Here is a 17,319-nt window from a genome sequence, read left to right as displayed (position 1 = left end):
ATTAAGCGCTTACTGCTAAGGCTTCTTGAAGTCTTAATTGATTCTTTTCTCTTGTAGCACCTTGGATCATAAACCAGTCAATGATGGCCCATATTCCAAAACCACCACAGGTTAGGAGTTTACCAACACCCTTACCAGTGTCTCCTATTATGAAACGGTCAATGCCTAAACTTCCTCCAAGCAAAGAAACGATCAAGCTGGTAGTTGGGTCTTTGAATTGAAGTACTTGTACAATGTTCCACATGGAATCATCGAGATCAAGTAAGCGTTGTCTGATAAGCGGTAATTGATGACCCTCAAAATACTTGCTGTTGGTCATGATAAAAAGATCTACTTTAGCAGCGTCCATTTTTTAAAGATTAGTTGATAAAAGATTTATGGTAAAATTTTCAATAAAGAATTGTGAAAATCCGAAATGGCCAGTTTTAGGTCTTTTTTAAATGAAGTAGACCTAAAATAAACTATAAAATTTAGACAGTGAATATATACTAAGAAAATGAATTGTCAAAAAAAGATAAGGAATATCACTTTTTCATCAATGAACGACCAAAATGTGGGGAAACTTTAAAAGGTATTTATTCTTCAATAGTTTGTAGATAGGCCTTTACCTGAAGCGCTTTCCAAAGTACAATACATAAAATAGCTATCCATAATACTTCATTGAAGCCCAAGTGGAAAATGGTTCGTTTGTTCCAACCTAAAATATCAGAATAGTACACTGCAAACCAAATAGCGGAGATTAACTTACCTCCTATTCCGACCATGATGAGGTATAACCAACTAATGGGATAAAAGCCGCTTAAGAAAATTAAAAAACCAATGATCAGTCCAAAGCTTCCATAGACATTGGAACTGGCATTAACTGGAATTTCCGGATGCATGGAAAGCCAAGAAAGTAAAGGACCGCCAAACCACTTGAAAAATGCTCCCCAAGCCACTGTGGTCATTCCAGCTAGTAATAATAGCCCTCTCAGAGGCATTGAAAAACGAGGAAATTCCTGATTTTTTTCCATAATTAAAATTTTCTAACTTCCTAAGGGGATTTTCCCTAAGACCTTACAAAACTAACTCATGGAAAATAAAAACACTGCATTTTGGCCAATATTCCTCTTAGGCCTGGTTTTGTTGATAACTGGATTTGTAATAGGGAAGCGCAGCCAAAAGATTTCTACAGAGGCCATTTCATGGGCAGAGCAGCTTATTGATTTGGAGTTTTTGCCTTCTGAGCGGGATAGTATGGTTTCGCTGATCCAAGAGCAAGTTCAGGATTTCCAGAATATACGGAAGACAGATCTTGATAATTCGATTGCTCCCTCCATAATTTTTAATCCCCTTCCCCATGGCTTTTATCCCAACCAAGAGCAATATGAATTTAATTGGGGCATCAATAATGCTGAATTGCCTGACATGGACAAGGATATCGCTTTTATGACCGTTGCCGACTTATCCACATTAATTAGGAATAAGAAAATCACCTCAGAAAGGTTGACAAAAATCTATTTGGAGCGATTGAAGACGCATAGTGATACTTTGGAATGCCTCATTAGTTTGCTTGAAGAGGAGGCACTGACCAAGGCAAGACTGATGGATGAAGAAATCAAGCTAGGGAAATATAGAGGACCACTTCATGGGATACCTTATGGAATTAAGGATCTATTTGCAGTTAGGGGCACCAAGACCACTTGGGGAGCAATGCCCTATAAGGACCAGGAAATTGATGAAACGGCCACCGTTGTGGAAAAGTTGAATGAGGTTGGGGCTGTTTTGGTAGCTAAGTTTACTTTGGGAGCATTGGCCATGGGGGATGTCTGGTATGGCGGGATAACAAGGAACCCTTGGAATTTGGAGCAAGGGTCTTCCGGTTCTTCTGCTGGATCTGCTTCTGCCGTAAGTGCAGGCCTTGTACCATTTGCTTTAGGTACCGAAACCTATGGAAGTATTGTTTCTCCTTCCACCAGAAATGGAGTGACTGGATTAAGACCTACTTATGGAAGGGTCAGCCGACATGGGGCGATGGCCCTGAGTTGGTCCATGGATAAAATCGGACCTATTTCCAGGTCTTCCTTGGATAATGGAATTGTATTATCAGTATTAAATGGTGGGGACACCAAAGATAAAAGTACTATACCTGCCGCCTTTAATTATGATGTGGAAAACGATATTAAAAATTTGAAGGTTGCCTATTTCAAAGATTTATTTGATACCGAAAAGGCAAGAGATATGGCAGTATTGGATTTGATGAGAGAAAAGGGTATCCACCTTATTCCTTTGGAATTGAAGACGGATATTCCAGTGAGCAGCATGATCATTATGTTAATGTCGGAAGGGGCTGCTGCTTTTGATAAAATGACCAGATCTGGAAAAGATGATTTATTGGTATCCCAAAATAAAAATGCTTGGCCCAACTTGTTTCGGGCTTCACGATTTATCCCGGCAGTAGAATATATACAGGCCAGTCGTCTGAGGGCCTTGTTAACAGAAGAAATCCATGCACTTTTTAAAGATTATGATGTAATCATTAGCCCTTCATTTGCAGGAAACCAATTGTTGATAACTAACCTAAGTGGCCATCCTGCCTTGTGCCTTCCCAATGGCTTTAATGAAGCTGGCAGTCCAAGTTCTATCACTTTCCTTGCCAATTTATTTGATGAGGAAAAGTTGATTATGTTGGGAAGAATGTATCAGGAAGCTACCGAATGGGATGAAAAAAGGCCACCGCTGTTTGATCGATAATTAATTCTCAATCATTATGCTTTTATGATGTTTAAAAATTCTGCCTTATAGGTTTGTCCTATTGGAATGGTGGTATTTTTAATATGTGCCATATTGCCTTCAATATGATCCAATTTATTGAGTGCAAGTGCAAAGGATTTATGTATCCTGATAAACTTATTTGGGGGTAATTTGTCCAGAATACCCTGGAAAGTCTCATGTACCAGAATTGATTTATCCACACAAATTACCTTGATATAATCACCATAAGCTTCTAGATAATAAATTTCATCAATATCAATTCGGTAAAGCTTTTTATCCGCTTTTAGAACAATAAAAGCCGATTCCTTTCTTTGTCCTGACTGTTCTATATTTACCATATTGAGTGCTTTTTGGACTGCTTTAAGAAAACGTTCAAAGGGGAATGGCTTTAATAAGTAATCCACAGCGTCCAACTCAAATCCTTCGATGGCATATTGTGGATAAGCGGTAGTAAATATAACATAGGGAGCTTTGGTCAGGGATTTATAAAAGTCCAAACCTGATATTTTGGGCATATTAATATCAAGGAATATCAATTGAATATTTTCTGTGTTGATAATTTCCAAGGCTTCCAAAGCATGCTTGCAGCTCGCTACCAGATTAAGAGAGGGGCATTCGGCAATATACTTTTCCAATAGTTCCCTGGATTTGGGCTCGTCCTCAACAATGATGCAGTTAATCTTCATGACTTAGTTTTAGGCTTACTTTAAATGTATGCTCATTTTGTGATATTTGGAAAATATGTTTATCAGGATAAAGTAGCGATAATCTGTTTTGGATGTTGGCCAAGCCCACTCCGTGATCACCATCTTGATTTTCCTTTGTTTCAGGGAGATTGTTCTCAATTTCAAAACCCAAGTGATGCTTGTCTGCACTGACCTTGATATTTATAAAGGTATTATCTAAGCCCCCCTTGATGCCATGTTTATAACTATTTTCTACCAATGGGATCAGTAACATGGGTGGAATGTGGATATCTTCTTTTATTTGCTTGTCAAGGCTCACTTTGGCCGAATTTTCCGTCCTATAGTTTTGCAGACTGATATAATTGTTGATTTGTTCCAGCTCTGTAGATAAAGGAATGCTATCTTTATTGGAGTCATAGATGACATAGCGCAATAAGTCGGATAGTTTGATGATCACTTCAGGAGTTTCATGAGCCCTTTCCAATGCCAAGGTATAAAGTACATTTAAAGTATTAAAAAGAAAGTGCGGGTTTACCTGAGATCGAAGGGCTTTAAGTTCAATGGCTGTTTTTTCTTTTTCCAATTCGCTGATCTCCTTTTGTGTCTTCAATAACTGAAACCATTCTTTTGAAAGTTTCAGCAAGGTGCTTGAAATAAGGAAGGCTAAAAAGAATTTGGCTAGGTCCCAAAGTGTGTAATAGGAAATGAAATAGTAGCCAGATAATATATAATCAATAAGATGGCTAAACAGGAAATAGTTAAAAGTTACTCCAATACTTAAAACCAAAAAAAATCCCGGTAGAAAAGTAAAGTACTTTTCTGTTCTTAGAAATCTTGGAATAAGATACTGAAGGTTGAGGTAAACGGGCAATGCCAGTGTCACCATAAATATCAAAGTATATATCCTGTCTACTGGGAGGATATTATTGGAATTCGAAAATATATTTACCAGTATGAAATAAGCTATAGTCCAAAACAGTAAGTGGTTGAGTATACTGTTTTGGAGGATTTGATAAATTCTATTATTTGTAGGTCGCTTCACTCAGACTTTAGGTTTAAGAATTAAAGGTTCATCATCAAAAATATTTTCATCGTCCGAATACTTTATTACAAACTTTTGTAATTCCTCTGGGGAAGCAGTTAATAAAATATCTTCAGCGGCCACTTCATGCGATATTTTGATTCGATTTTGCTCTATCAATTTACCAAGGTATTCACTGTCAAATAGATTAATGATGATTTCGTTCCCTTTAAAAGAAACTTTTGCAAAACTATGAACAGGGTAAAGATGGAATGCTGCAAATTCATTCTCTAAATTTTTTGATTTATAGTCATCTACAAAAAAATCCAAGTAAAGATACTTATCCAGCTTCACCAAGAATAGATCAAAAATAACCGTATCCCTATTTTGTACATGTTCCAAACGATAAAGTTTATCCCCATTTTTTTGACTTTGATTATTGGCCCTAGATATATTCCATGCGTCAGTCCCGTCTACCACATAGTTGCCAATCAAGCGATCATCCAGTATTAATTCGTTTTCAGTATAAAGAGGATGTAAACTGCGTAAAACACAACTGCTGACCAAAGAGACAATGAGCAGGAAGAGCAAACTGATATTTCTTAAAGTTTTCATGGGCATTGAATTTTAAATGAATGATGCTTTGAAGGTATAAAAGCAGAAAAAAGTCCTAAAATTATTTCGATAAACCAGGTTGATTTTTCGTTGAACAAACGAGAAAAATGCCTTGACTTCATGAAATAATAATGTCAAACTGAAATCATAAATGGTGTTTTATACTGGGAATTTAGTAAATTAACTAGTTGTGCTAAACTTACTAGATATGGAAAATTCAATTAAAATTCCGGCTTGGTACTGGATAGTCGCAGTCATAATGCTACTTTGGAACTTACTGGGTGTAGGCGCCTTTTTTTCTCAAGTAGGAATGTCAGACGAAGCTATGGCTGCCATGCCTGAGGCAGAAAGGGAATTATACTCATCATATCCGCTATGGACCACCGTGGCTTATGCTGTTGCTGTTTTTGGTGGGGCTTTGGGCTGTATAGGTTTGCTCCTTAAAAAGAAATGGGCAAAGATGGTATTGATTATTTCATTGATAGGAATAATTATTCAGATGTTTCACAGTTTAGTCATTTCTGGTGCTATGGAAGTTTATGGTCCTGGGGCAGCAGTAGTGCCTGTAATGGTGATTGTGTTTGCTATATTTCTTGTTTGGCTGTCCAATTTTAGTATCAAAAAGCATTGGCTCACTTGAGTGATCAATATTATTTCAGAATAAAAAGTAAATGAATGCTATGGAGTTAAGCATTGCTAAGCGATTTTTATTGCTTGCCCAACATCCTGAAAAAGGAAGGATGTTGATTTCTGGTATACATCTTCAATTTGGTCTGGCTGGGGCATTACTGCTCCAAATGTCCATGGAGGATAAACTAACGATTAAAGATGAGCTGCTTTATATCAAAAAGGGCGCGCAATTTCATGATCTCAAATTAAGGGAAGTAGCAGAATTGATCCAATCATCTAGAAAGCCGAGGAAAATGAAATATTGGGTGCATAAAATCGGTCATAAGGCTTCGAGGTGGAGGTATTTTTATTATGATCAGATGGCACAGGAAAGATTGATCAAGGTTGAAAAGAAAAGGTTTTTGGGATTCATTCCTTATACCCAAACCTATCTGCTCAATAGCCAGCTTAGAAACAAGATGATTCAAGAGTTGAAAAGTGAGATTTTTAGAAAGAAAGACATTGTTCCCGAAAATATGTCTGTTCTGGGTTTGGTGGAGGCATGTAAAATGCACAACGTTTTAAGTCAAGAAAAATCCCAATTGAGGACCCTAAGAAAAGATTTAAAGCAATTGGTTAAGGAAAGTCCTATTTCCGTTAATGTTGATGCAACCATTACTCAGGTTCAAGCTGCTATTATCACTACAATTGTTGCTTCTACCGTGGCGACCAATGCTGCTGCATCAGCTGGTTGAGCAACTCCTGTTGCTTTAAATAATGTGGCTTAAACAATCTTAGATGAAAATTTTAATAGTTTCCATTGGAACTCGTGGAGATATGGAGCCTTTTTTGGCAATTGGTCAATTGCTAAAACAAAAAGGGCATCAGGTAATCGCCGTTTTCCCCGAACAGTTTGGAGAGCTTGCAAGGGATGCCGGATTGGAGTTTAGATCATTGGGCCCAGAATTTTTGGATATGCTGGAAACTGATGCAGGTAAAAGGGCCTTGGGTGGAGGTGGTTCCTTTTTTACTAAGCTACCTGCTTATATACACTTGGCCTTTAAATACAAAGGAATCAATAAGCAATTGATCTTCAGGCAAGCAGAGATAGTAAGTGAGGAAATCCCCGATCGTATTATCAGACATGCCAAGGCCGTTTATCCGGTACTTTGGTCCATGGATAATCCAGGTAAAACCATCCTGGTCAGTCCTATACCCTATATAGTTCATTTGGTGAAAAACCGGGCACATATTGCCTTTTCCGGCGATTATGGCTTGCTTTTCAATCGGTTAACCTATTGGATAGCTATGGGAGGTTTGACACAAACCATAAAAAAGAGCGCAAGCTGGTTAAATAGGAAATGTTCGACCATGGAAATAAAGGCTGCTATTTTGGGAGCCAAGACCATTTACACCGTTTCACCCCAAATTTTTCATAGACCTGATTATTGGCCTGAAAATGTGAAGGTGCTTGGCTATCAGGAACGAAAAAGCAGTAGCAACTGGGAAGTAGATAATGATTTAAAGCGCTTCATAGAGAAGCAGGAAAAGGTGCTTTTTGTAACATTTGGAAGTATGGTTAATCCAGCTCCTGGGCAGAAAACTAAGATTTTGATGGAAGTTATCCACAAACATAAGATCCCAACAGTTATCAACATTGCGGCTGGAGGTTTGGTTATTCCGGATAGTTATGATTCGGAATTGGTTTTCTTTGTGTCCAGCGTTCCTTATGATTGGATTTTACCAAAAATGTATGCACTGGTTCATCACGGAGGTTCTGGTACAACACATCTATCGCTCAAGCATGGATGTGCTGCAATGATTGTTCCCCATATTATTGATCAATATATGTGGAATGATGTCCTAAGTGAATTAGGTGCAGGGCCTAAAGGCATGGATATAGGGGATTTCAAGTTAAAGAAATTAGAAAATAGCCTTTTGGATTTATGGAACAATCCTTCCTATAAAGAGAAAGCCAGAGAAATAGCTGAGAAGATGAGTGGGGAGAATTTTGAAGAAGAAATAGTTCGGATGATAACAAAAGAATGATTTGTAAATAATAAGGAAGGGAAGTTATTATAGTTCTTTTTTAGAATAACTCGGGTAATGTTTTCAGTTTTTTCTTTAAATCTATATAAGGGTTGATATTTAGGATCAAGACTAAATGTTAATTTTAATTAAAAAAACATTTTAGTTGAGGACGTTTATAAGTATGATTTTTGCCAATAAAACAATTGAAATCAACCATATCTTAACCTCTGGTTCAGTTGTCTGTAAAGCGTCTGAATTCCAATAAACAGGTTATATAACGCTAAAAACAGTGATTTTTATAATGGATTTGTCCTTGACCACATAGACAGTTGTTTGCTAAGGGATTAGCAGAAATGGTAAAACACAGCCTAAAAGAAATTCTTTCGAATCATGTTGAAAGTCTCTTATAAACCTATATTTTTAGTATAATTGAGTAAAATTTTGAATTTTTAGAGAACTCAAGAAGTATTATAGAGTGAATATGAGTACTGGAATTACACATTTGGTTGATTTATGGAAGGAGGGCTATTCCAATCATATTGAAAATTATAAACCCTACCAGGCTATTGAGCAACTAAAACATATAGCCTCATTATTTTGTCCTGGGGAATTTTTCTATTTTATACTAAATATGCATAATCTGGAGGTTGAATATGTTCATCCAGGTGTGCAGCAATTTATTGATGTCGACCCTAATGAGGCTACCATAGAGAATCTGCTTACCTCCATTGATCCGGATGATGTAGCGTCTGTTAAAGCCAAGGAATTGGTCTTAAAGGAATTTATGGAAAATGTGGTTCCATCTGAGGAATTGCCCTCATATAAGATGCTGTATATGTATCGAATCAAAGATAGGTTTGGTAAATATAGGACCATGTTGCTTCAAGTAAATGTATTATCGGTTTCTGAAAAAGGTACCATTGAACATGTACTAAGTGTTCATACCGATATTTCCTTTATGGGTGTTCAGAAGACCGAAACCGTATCTTTCATTCATTTAGGTGGGGGAAAGTCATTTTACGATGTGGAAATTGACTTGGATAAATCAGCCTTTGAAGATGCTGAAGATGTTGATGACGGGGTAAGTAAACAGTTGACGAAAAGAGAAATTGAAATTATCCAATTATCTTCTAAAGGCTATTCGGTCAATAAAATAGCGATCAACCTAAATATTTCAGCACTTACGGTACGCACGCATCGAAAAAATATGCTTAAAAAGACCAAGTATTCTTCCATGAGAAAATTGGTGACCAAGTGTTTGATGGAAGGAATTATCTAATATTTACTTTTTGACCTGTTTCAATTTCCTCTCCTTGTTGGTAAAGGGAGTTGAATTTTTTATTTTAGTTAGATTAACTGAAGTTAATTTATTGGTCTAGTTTCTTTTTTTTCAATGGTGTATGAAAAAACTGTTAGCCATCTTAGAAAATTGGAAGTATGAATTGTTGCTATATGCCTTGATTCAACATCTCTATATTTCCGTATTTTTCAAGAATCTAGATTTTTATATGCATATTATCTGGCCTTTTAATATGATATTTTTGGGCTTGGCAAGCGTTGGGGTTTTTATGGGTAAGGGAAAGTGGTTGATTAGAATTAAGAATATGCTCCTTTTATTAGTGGTTTTTCTCCCCATTTTTCAGTTCCTAAAGCAGAATGTGGCCATTTACCTGCAAATCTCTAGCTTGGTATATATGGGATTATTCATTATAATCTTTGGTGAGATCATCAGGTTTTTGTTGAAGCCCAAGTATATAAATTTGGATTTATTGATTGCGGCAGGTTGTGGATATTTTTTATTGATAGAGATCAGCGCATTTATGCTTCAGTTTTTGGTGTATAATGATCCCTTATCAATTGACAATATAGATATGAGCAGCGTGCCTAATACTTTTGTAGATATGGTGTACTATTCTTCTATTATACAAACAAGTATAGGCTTTGGAGATATCACTCCCCTATCCCATACGACCAAAATGGTCACTTCATTTTTTGGTGTAATGGGACAGCTTTATAATGTGGTGCTTGTGGGGATTTTGATCAGTAAATTCTCTAATCATGGAAAAAAATAATGGCTTGCATATTATGTCAAAATGCAAGCCAAGTGTTTGAAATTAGTTTTTTCCCAAGTAGGTATATTCCTTTCCTGTTTTATTAATGATCATTTTTGATTTGCTTAGGGAAGTGACTGTACCATATACAAAAAGTTGATTGTTTTGGCCCAAAATTAAATAGTACTGACCTGCTGGTGCTGTTGAGTTTTCCCATTGGCTTTGAATGTTCCAGTAGTAATAATGAGCTGAATTTCCTTTTCCATTAGCTTCTATATACCTAACAGCTGTAGAATCGGACTTAAAGGTGAATTTTTCATAATAAGTATCTCCGGAGCCAGGTTCTGCTTCCCAGTCCAATTCCCATGGACTTTGGTCAATTAGGATATCTGATGCATTGTTGTAAATGATCTTAGCGTCAAATTTATTCGAAGTTTGATTTCCAAATCCATCTTCATAGGTCAAAGTGAAGCCAAAAGACTGATCACTTTTTTCACTTGTACTAAATGTGGCATAGAACTTTTCAGTGTCTCCTGTCAATTCACTTACTTGTACCTTGTTATTTCCGGAAATTGAAATAGAGAGGTTTTCAAAATCATCCACATATCTTTGCTCTGTATTATCATTGAAATCAGGTAATCCCAGACTTGGGTAATTAGTTATTAGTTTTTTATAAAGGTCGATAAACTCAGCTATCACTGGTATGTCTATATTTTTTTCCTCATCATTTAAGGTCCTATAATTGATCTTGATATTAAAAGCGACTTTTTCTTTATTCGAGAATGAAAAAGGATCTGTCATCATTCGAAAATTGGAAATGGCCCCATCAGCATACTCAAAAGTACTTTCTCCCAAATCAGTTTGTGCAAAATAGGCTGTATTTAGTAATTGAGAAACTGCTGATTTTACTTTATCCAAAAGGAATGATTTTTCTCCTGTGATAAGACTAAGTCCAATATCCAAAGCTCCAACAATCCCAATACCTACCGCAGCTGCAACAGAACTTTGTACTACTGCTATTGCTCCGATGGTATAGAGGGTAACCTTTTTCATTTGTGTGAACCTACAAGCAGCATTGCAGTCTCCCAAAAGCCTATTATTGGGATCAATATTATTCACCAGCTCATCATAAATTTCCAACTCTGTTCGAAGCTGAATGAGTTGCTTGGAATTAGCCTCTATAAATGCAGCTGCTTGTTGCTTTTCAACTAGACTTAGTTGATCAAAATCAGCTTTGGCTTGTTCAAGTTCGCTTTTATCCATTCCATTATAATGGGGATTATCCTCAAAATAACTTGATAAGTAGTTGTCCACAAAAGATTCCGGATCATTGATGGTTGTGGCGTTTATAATGTTGATATTGGTTTGAAAAATGTTGTCTCCAATAGAGAAAGAGATGTTTTGTTTTCCTGTGGCGGCTTCTGCAGGTACCATGAACAATAATTCCTTATCACCCGTTTTTTGAAGATTAATAGCAAAGTTTCCCAACAGTCCAGAAATAGCCGTTTCCGAAATTGAATTTTCTGTGTTTATTGTTACCAATTGTAAGGGTTGGGCTTCGGAAACACTTAATGTTATCATGCCTTTTTTAGGATTTGGGGAAGACTCTTCTTCACTAGAACAAGAGTTCATAACCAATATCAGTAATATGGGAAATAACTTTGCGTAGAAGTTTTTCATTTAAAAAAAGGAGTTGGTAAAATTATAGATATCAAATGGTATTTTGAAAGCGGTAAATTAGATATTTAATTTAATGCGTCCTATACCCAAAAAGTGGTATATTGATATGAAAGGTATAGCTTTATCAATAAAAGTAGTTCTAAAGGTTATGTACGAAGATTTCTTATTGGTGTAGTATTGTTTTTTGAAATAAGGAAGAAAGGATAAAGCGTAAGATTGACTTTACCCAAAATCAATAGCATACTTATAACTAAATAGCAAATCCTATTCATCATTTTGCGTTAATTCGATTTGTATGAGGGGTTTTTCAAATAATAGCTTTATTTTTAATAATAGAAATAATGCCTTTGATATGCAAAAGAGGCCACGTTTTTTGTAAATATGATAATCTTTGGTAGATGAAGAAGCTGTTAGGTTCTTTTTTGATAATGCTTCTGCTAGGTACATTAGCAGCCAATGCCCAAAGGGATAGCCTGATCAATCAGGATTCCATGGATAATGTGATGCTAGAGGCATATGAGTCCAAGATTGCTGCCATAGAAAAGCAGCGCTTGGAGGATTCCTTGATGCGGGCAGCCTTGGAGAAGCAGCTTAATTCCCTGAAAACTACCGATAATCTCAAGAAGGAAGAGTTGAAGGCCCAGTTGGATGAGATTGCCAGCCGTGAATCCAAAAGGTTGACCCTAAAAATGTCACAGATAGATTCCCTTCGAAAAAATACCAAAGGTTATCCAGTTTTGGGAGTGATGGGTGACACCCTTTTTCATATTTACACAAAAATAGGCGCTTCCAGGCCCGAGGAAAGGGCTGAGAACATCAGCAAGAAGATTAAGGAATTATATGATGATGATTTTTTGGTGGTGGATTCCATCTATGTGGTTTCAGAAGATAATTTAGCAGATGTTATCTACGATGAAACCATCATCATGAGTGTTTCAGAAATGGATGCCTTATGGAATGATACTACTATCCGAAGCCTAGCAGATAGCTATGCATTAGAGATCAAAGCATCAATAGTACAAGCAAGAAAGGATAATAGCTTTGTTACCATACTGATTAGAATCGGACTGGTCGTCCTATCTATTTTTGGAATATGGCTTTTGATTTGGTTGGTTGGAAAGGGGCACCGCAGATTGTTGAAGTTTATTGCTGGCCGAAAGGATGATTGGCTGAAGGATTTATCATATAAAGATTATACCTTCCTATCGGCCTATCAGGAATTCAAATTCATCATTTTTATCAGTCGTTTTTTGAAATGGGTGATCTATGCCTTTGTTTTATATATTGGCATGCCCTTAGTGCTTAGCATATTTCCATTTACGCGTGGCTATTCAATTAAGCTTTTTGGTTTGATATGGTCTCCATTCAAATCTATCATTTTTGATATATGGAATTACCTGCCGGCCCTTTTTAATATTTTGGTTATCATTTTGGTTATGAACTATGTGATCAGGTTTGTTAAGTATATTTTTAGTGAAATAGAAAATGAAAAACTAAATATTACCGGCTTTCATACAGATTGGGCAAGACCTACCTTCAATATTGTTCGATTTCTTTTGTATGCCTTTACTTTTGTTCTGATTTTTCCTTTATTACCTGGATCTGATTCAGATATCTTTAAAGGGGTTTCTGTATTTATAGGTATTCTTTTTTCCTTGGGATCTTCCTCCGCCATTGCCAATATGATAGCTGGATTGGTGATTACCTATATGCGGCCGTTCAAAATCGGTGATAGGATCAAAATTGGTGATACCTCAGGCGATGTAGTAGAAAAAACGTTATTGGTTACCAGAATTAAAACCATCAAAAATGAAGAAGTAACCATTCCCAATTCAGCAATTTTATCAGGAAATACCATTAATTATACTTCTTATTCGCAGAATGAAGGATTAATTATCCACACTTCTGTGACCATTGGTTATGATGTCCCTTGGCAGCTGATGTATGAAGCTTTGATAGAAGCAGCCTTAAGGACGGATTTGATTATGAAGGACCCTAAGCCTTTTGTACTGCAAACCAGTTTGGATGATTTTTATGTGGCTTATCAGCTGAATGCTTACACCAAAGAAGCTAGTAAGCAAGCATTGATCTATAGCAATCTGCATCAAAATATTCAGGATGTTTGTAATGAGAAAGGCGTAGAGATTCTTTCTCCACATTACAGGGCGCAGCGAGATGGAAACAGTACTACTATTCCATCGGATTATTTGCCAAAGGATTATCAGGCCCCGCCTTTTAATGTCAATATTAAAAAGGATAAGCCTGAGTAGTTAATAGTGACAGTTAATAATTAAAAGAACAGTTTGAATTTCAATGGATGCACTTATGCACCAACATTTCCTGAGTTTCCAACTTTTGCATCTAGTTTCCCTTTGGTGAATTAATTTCATGTAATATATTTGATTTTATTACATCTTTATAGATGATAGCCCTTTCAAGCCTAGCAATTCCTATTCATAAACTTAGTAAAACATGAAAATTTCAAAGATCCTGCCCCATTTTTTGCTGGGGGTTGGTATAATGATGCAATCTTGTAATCCCAAGCCTTATAAGATTTCTGAAGGCCACAGTTATATTCAAAAGAGTAAGCGATATGACAAAGAATGGAAATTGGTTTGGAATGATGAGTTTGAGGAGGGGGAAATAGATTCAGAGAAATGGACCAAGATTCCACCGAATAGTGCTGATTGGGGGAATTATATGACTTCTGATCCAAAATGTTATGCTTTTAAGGATGGCAAATTGATACTTAAAGGCATCAAGAATGAAGACCAATCAAAAGATGGTCGTCCTTATTTGACTGGCGGGGTTTATACCAAGGGGAAATTTGCATTTCAATATGGTAAAATCGAAATCCGAGCCAAGTTAGGTGCTGCCAAGGGGGCTTGGCCAGCAATTTGGATGCTTGCTGAACAGAATAAATACGGAAATTATCCAAAAAATGGTGAGATTGATATTATGGAGCATATCAATTTTGAAGACCGTATTTATCAAACTACCCACTCCCATTATACGCTAAATCTAAAACAAACGGATAATCCGCCTCATGGTGGAACTGCAGATTTTGATAAGCATGCCTTCAATACCTTTGGTTTGGAATGGTATCCAGATAAATTGGTATTTACACTTAATGGGGAGCCTACTTTTACTTATCCACGGGTGGAAAATGTGGATAAGTCCCAGTGGCCCTATGATCAACCATTCTACTTGTTAATCGACATGCAGCTAGAAGGAAACTGGGTTGGGACAGCCAATCCAGATGATTTGCCAGTGGATATGGAGGTGGATTGGGTCAGGGTTTATCAATGAAAACCGATGGTTAAAAAACTGGTTTTTGTTACTGACAACTATTGTTCGTCAAATGACGTTTGCTAAACCTGAACTATTGATGTGAATTTAGAAAAAATGAAAAATTACTATTCTCAAAGCCTTTGGGCCTTTTTGCTTATTGCTCTTTTCCAATATAATAGTGCTTTCGCACAATCAGGAATGGATGTGCCAGCTGATCCAACTGATATTTCTCCCCTTTTGATTGGTGAGCAAATACCGGAAAGTAAGGTTAAAGATACGGAAGGAAATGAAAAATCATTAAATGATATCGTAGCTGAAAAACCAACGTTGTTGATTTTCTATCGTGGAGGTTGGTGTCCTTACTGCAATAAGCATTTGGCAGAGTTGCAAAGCATAGAGCAGGATATTTTGGATATGGGCTATCAGATTGTGGCCATTAGTCCAGATGCTCCTGAGCAGCTGAAAGCTACTGTGGATAAGAATGACTTAACATACAGCCTTTATTCAGATAATGACCTGAAAGTGACGAAGGCCTTTGGCTTGGCATTCCAAGCTCCTGGCAGGTATAAGGAAATGCTTTTCAAAGCTTCTGCTCAGTTAAATCCGGGAATTATTCCTGTTCCAGCTGTATTTGCTTTGGATACAAAAGGAAATATTCAGTTTGAATATATCAATCCCAATTATGATACCCGAATCAGCGGGGATCTGATAAAGGCTGCGCTAGGAACATTGAAGTAACTGAGATCAGATAGTGAAAGTTAAAATCAAGGACAGTCTATTATAGGTTGTCCTTTTTTTGGTATCTATGGGTGGATCATTATTCACAGGAATAAGGAAATATAAATTATACCATCACACTTTCCCGATGCTCCAAGCCCCATTTGACCATTGCATCCAATACATTTTTGATTTTTTTTCCTGAAGGTGTGAGCTCATATTCTACTGTCACAGGAGTAGTGTCATGGACAGTTCTTTTTATGATACTATTCAGTTCAAGTTCCTTTAATTCCTTGGAAAGCATCCTTGGCGTGATTTTGGGAATATCTCTTTCCAATTCTTTAAATCGCTTGGTGCCATAGCAGAGAGATCCAATAATCGGCAATTTCCATTTGCCACTAATGGCATTCATAGCCTCACGAACGGCTAAAACAAATTCACTGGAGCATAAGTGAACTTTTTGATTTTCTATGATTGTTTCCATTATCTTAAACGAGTTAGCTATACTTTAGTATATCAGTATACAAAAGTATAGTACTTACTTTTGTATAGTAAATATAGCTAATTTTGCCATATCAAAAAAAGAAACATTAAGATTATGAGCTTAATAGAAAATTTAGAGTGGAGATATGCCACCAAAAAGATGAATGGAAAAGTAGTTCCTCAGGAAAAATTAGAATATATACTTGAAGCAGCGAGATTGGCACCTTCCTCCTCTGGTTTGCAACCATATAGGATATTGGTCATCACTGATCCAGAGGTGAAAGAAAAGATGAAGCCCATAGCCTGGGACCAAAGTCAAATTACCGATTCCTCACATATTTTGGTTTTTGCTTCATGGGACAAATACACTGAAGAAAAGATCCAAGAGGTTTTCCACAAGACCTTAGAAGAAAGAGGGCTGCCATTGGATAGAATGGATGACTATAAGGAGCGTCTTTGGGGAATGTATAATCAGTTACCCGAAGAATGGCATGCAAACCATGCTGCAAAGCAGGCCTATATTGCTTTTGGATTGGCGATAGCTGCAGCTGCTGAACAGAAGGTGGATGCCACTCCTATGGAGGGGTTTGATAATGCAGCTATGGATGAACTTCTAGGCTTGAAGGAACATGGTTTGAAAAGTGCAGTTATTTTACCTCTTGGATACAGAGATGAGTCTGCAGATTGGAATGTGAATTTGAAAAAGGTGAGAACTCCAAAGGAAGAGTTTTTACTTGAAACCGTTTAAGAGATGAAGAAAGATAATATTATCTATTGGGCAACCACAGCCATAGTGGCTTTGATGATGCTTTTCAGCGCCTATAATTATTTCGCTGATCCCAATATGAAAGCAGGTTTTGAGGCCATGGGCTTCCCTGATTTCTTTAGGATAGAGCTGGGAACCGCCAAGATCATTGGTGCTTTGGTATTGTTGATTCCAGGTATCCCCCAATTATTCAAAACCAGTGCTTATGTGGGGTTTGTGATTGTATTTGTATCTGCATTTATCACACATTTGGCTTTGGGAGATGCAGTTTCTGCCACAGTAATGCCATTGGTGTTTTTAGCTATCTTGATGGTGTCCTTTCGCTTTCAACAAAAGCGCTTGGCCACAGCAAAAGCATAAAAACTATAAGGGACTGTCCCATATTTTGATTTCATGTCTTGATTATAAACAGGCTGGTTAACAAATCAATTTATGGGACAGTTTTATTTTTTATATTGGGCACAATTTACGCTCACTACGTTTTGGCGAAAAGCAGAATTTTTAGTTTTGACAAAACGGTTTTTTTTAATGCTAATTGTTTGTTCCATGTCATCGCTGAAATCAATAGCCCAAGAGGCTTCAAAAAGGCACTATAATTTTCTGAAGATATACTTG

18 protein-coding genes are annotated in these 17,319 nt (G+C 36.8%); 11 read left to right on the top strand and 7 right to left on the bottom strand.

The genetic code is table 11. From position 1 onward, the window contains the following. Window position 1 precedes the first annotated feature (1 nt). Together KMW37_RS14980 and KMW37_RS14975 are read right to left on the bottom strand one after the other, a co-directional pair. A complete protein-coding gene (locus KMW37_RS14980) occupies window positions 2–349 on the bottom strand; it encodes a TM2 domain-containing protein (protein WP_246581515.1) in 348 nt (115 codons plus the stop codon). Between the two features lie 226 nt (window positions 350–575). Next, on the bottom strand, window positions 576–1,013 hold the full coding sequence (locus KMW37_RS14975; RefSeq protein WP_215225460.1) for a hypothetical protein: 438 nt from the start codon (window positions 1,011–1,013) through the stop codon (window positions 576–578). Between the two features lie 58 nt (window positions 1,014–1,071). Between KMW37_RS14975 and KMW37_RS14970 the strand changes: the two genes are divergently transcribed. Further along, window positions 1,072–2,733, top strand: a complete 1,662-nt coding sequence (locus KMW37_RS14970) for an amidase (protein ID WP_215225459.1) — start codon at window positions 1,072–1,074, stop codon at window positions 2,731–2,733. Window positions 2,734–2,747: 14 nt separating this feature from the next. Here KMW37_RS14970 and KMW37_RS14965 read toward each other — a convergent pair whose 3' ends face one another. The 3 genes from KMW37_RS14965 to KMW37_RS14955 are packed head-to-tail and all read right to left on the bottom strand — an operon-like array spanning window position 2,748 to window position 5,076. Continuing rightward, window positions 2,748–3,440, bottom strand: coding sequence for a LytR/AlgR family response regulator transcription factor (locus KMW37_RS14965; RefSeq protein WP_215225458.1), 693 nt, complete (start codon window positions 3,438–3,440; stop codon window positions 2,748–2,750). Further along, on the bottom strand, window positions 3,430–4,482 hold the full coding sequence (locus tag KMW37_RS14960) for a sensor histidine kinase (protein ID WP_215225457.1): 1,053 nt from the start codon (window positions 4,480–4,482) through the stop codon (window positions 3,430–3,432). The genes KMW37_RS14965 and KMW37_RS14960 overlap by 11 nt, the downstream gene beginning before the upstream one ends. Then, a complete protein-coding gene (locus KMW37_RS14955; RefSeq protein WP_215225456.1) occupies window positions 4,483–5,076 on the bottom strand; it encodes a hypothetical protein in 594 nt (197 codons plus the stop codon). A gap of 208 nt (window positions 5,077–5,284) precedes the next feature. Here KMW37_RS14955 and KMW37_RS14950 point away from each other — a divergent pair, with 208 nt between their 5' ends. The 5 genes from KMW37_RS14950 to KMW37_RS14930 all read left to right on the top strand — a co-directional run bounded on the left by KMW37_RS14950 (window position 5,285) and on the right by KMW37_RS14930 (window position 9,788). After that, entirely contained in the window at window positions 5,285–5,716 is a 432-nt protein-coding gene (locus KMW37_RS14950; RefSeq protein ID WP_215225455.1) for a hypothetical protein, read from the top strand. A 40-nt stretch (window positions 5,717–5,756) separates the two neighbouring features. Continuing rightward, on the top strand, window positions 5,757–6,440 hold the full coding sequence (locus KMW37_RS14945) for a GOLPH3/VPS74 family protein (protein WP_215225454.1): 684 nt from the start codon (window positions 5,757–5,759) through the stop codon (window positions 6,438–6,440). Window positions 6,441–6,483: 43 nt separating this feature from the next. Then, on the top strand, window positions 6,484–7,734 hold the full coding sequence (locus KMW37_RS14940; RefSeq protein ID WP_215225453.1) for a glycosyltransferase: 1,251 nt from the start codon (window positions 6,484–6,486) through the stop codon (window positions 7,732–7,734). Between the two features lie 613 nt (window positions 7,735–8,347). Continuing rightward, window positions 8,348–8,995, top strand: coding sequence for a response regulator transcription factor (locus KMW37_RS14935; RefSeq protein WP_246581514.1), 648 nt, complete (start codon window positions 8,348–8,350; stop codon window positions 8,993–8,995). A gap of 121 nt (window positions 8,996–9,116) precedes the next feature. Then, window positions 9,117–9,788, top strand: coding sequence for a potassium channel family protein (locus KMW37_RS14930; protein ID WP_215225451.1), 672 nt, complete (start codon window positions 9,117–9,119; stop codon window positions 9,786–9,788). Between the two features lie 42 nt (window positions 9,789–9,830). Here the strand turns inward: KMW37_RS14930 and KMW37_RS14925 are convergent, their stop codons facing one another. Further along, entirely contained in the window at window positions 9,831–11,348 is a 1,518-nt protein-coding gene (locus tag KMW37_RS14925; RefSeq protein WP_215225450.1) for a hypothetical protein, read from the bottom strand. Between the two features lie 497 nt (window positions 11,349–11,845). Here KMW37_RS14925 and KMW37_RS14920 point away from each other — a divergent pair, with 497 nt between their 5' ends. From KMW37_RS14920 to KMW37_RS14910, 3 genes are all read left to right on the top strand, one after another. Beyond that, entirely contained in the window at window positions 11,846–13,717 is a 1,872-nt protein-coding gene (locus KMW37_RS14920; protein ID WP_246581513.1) for a mechanosensitive ion channel domain-containing protein, read from the top strand. Window positions 13,718–13,919: 202 nt separating this feature from the next. Beyond that, window positions 13,920–14,756: a glycoside hydrolase family 16 protein gene (locus KMW37_RS14915; protein ID WP_215225449.1), complete on the top strand. Its 837-nt coding sequence runs from the start codon at window positions 13,920–13,922 to the stop codon at window positions 14,754–14,756. 96 nt (window positions 14,757–14,852) lie between these two features. Then, complete coding sequence (locus KMW37_RS14910) at window positions 14,853–15,476, top strand: peroxiredoxin-like family protein (protein ID WP_215225448.1); 624 nt, start codon at window positions 14,853–14,855, stop codon at window positions 15,474–15,476. A gap of 106 nt (window positions 15,477–15,582) precedes the next feature. Here KMW37_RS14910 and KMW37_RS14905 read toward each other — a convergent pair whose 3' ends face one another. After that, complete coding sequence (locus KMW37_RS14905) at window positions 15,583–15,939, bottom strand: winged helix-turn-helix transcriptional regulator (protein ID WP_215225447.1); 357 nt, start codon at window positions 15,937–15,939, stop codon at window positions 15,583–15,585. 114 nt (window positions 15,940–16,053) lie between these two features. Between KMW37_RS14905 and KMW37_RS14900 the strand changes: the two genes are divergently transcribed. Both KMW37_RS14900 and KMW37_RS14895 read left to right on the top strand, forming a co-directional pair. Further along, window positions 16,054–16,686, top strand: a complete 633-nt coding sequence (locus KMW37_RS14900) for an NAD(P)H-dependent oxidoreductase (RefSeq protein WP_215225446.1) — start codon at window positions 16,054–16,056, stop codon at window positions 16,684–16,686. A 3-nt stretch (window positions 16,687–16,689) separates the two neighbouring features. Continuing rightward, on the top strand, window positions 16,690–17,064 hold the full coding sequence (locus tag KMW37_RS14895; RefSeq protein WP_215225445.1) for a DoxX family protein: 375 nt from the start codon (window positions 16,690–16,692) through the stop codon (window positions 17,062–17,064). Window positions 17,065–17,319: the final 255 nt, after the last annotated feature.

The organism is Echinicola shivajiensis, from assembly GCF_018642165.1.
Classification (GTDB): domain Bacteria; phylum Bacteroidota; class Bacteroidia; order Cytophagales; family Cyclobacteriaceae; genus Echinicola; species Echinicola shivajiensis.
The sequence above is the reverse complement of the archived record's forward strand: the minus strand, read 5'-3'. Positions and strand labels throughout refer to the sequence as shown.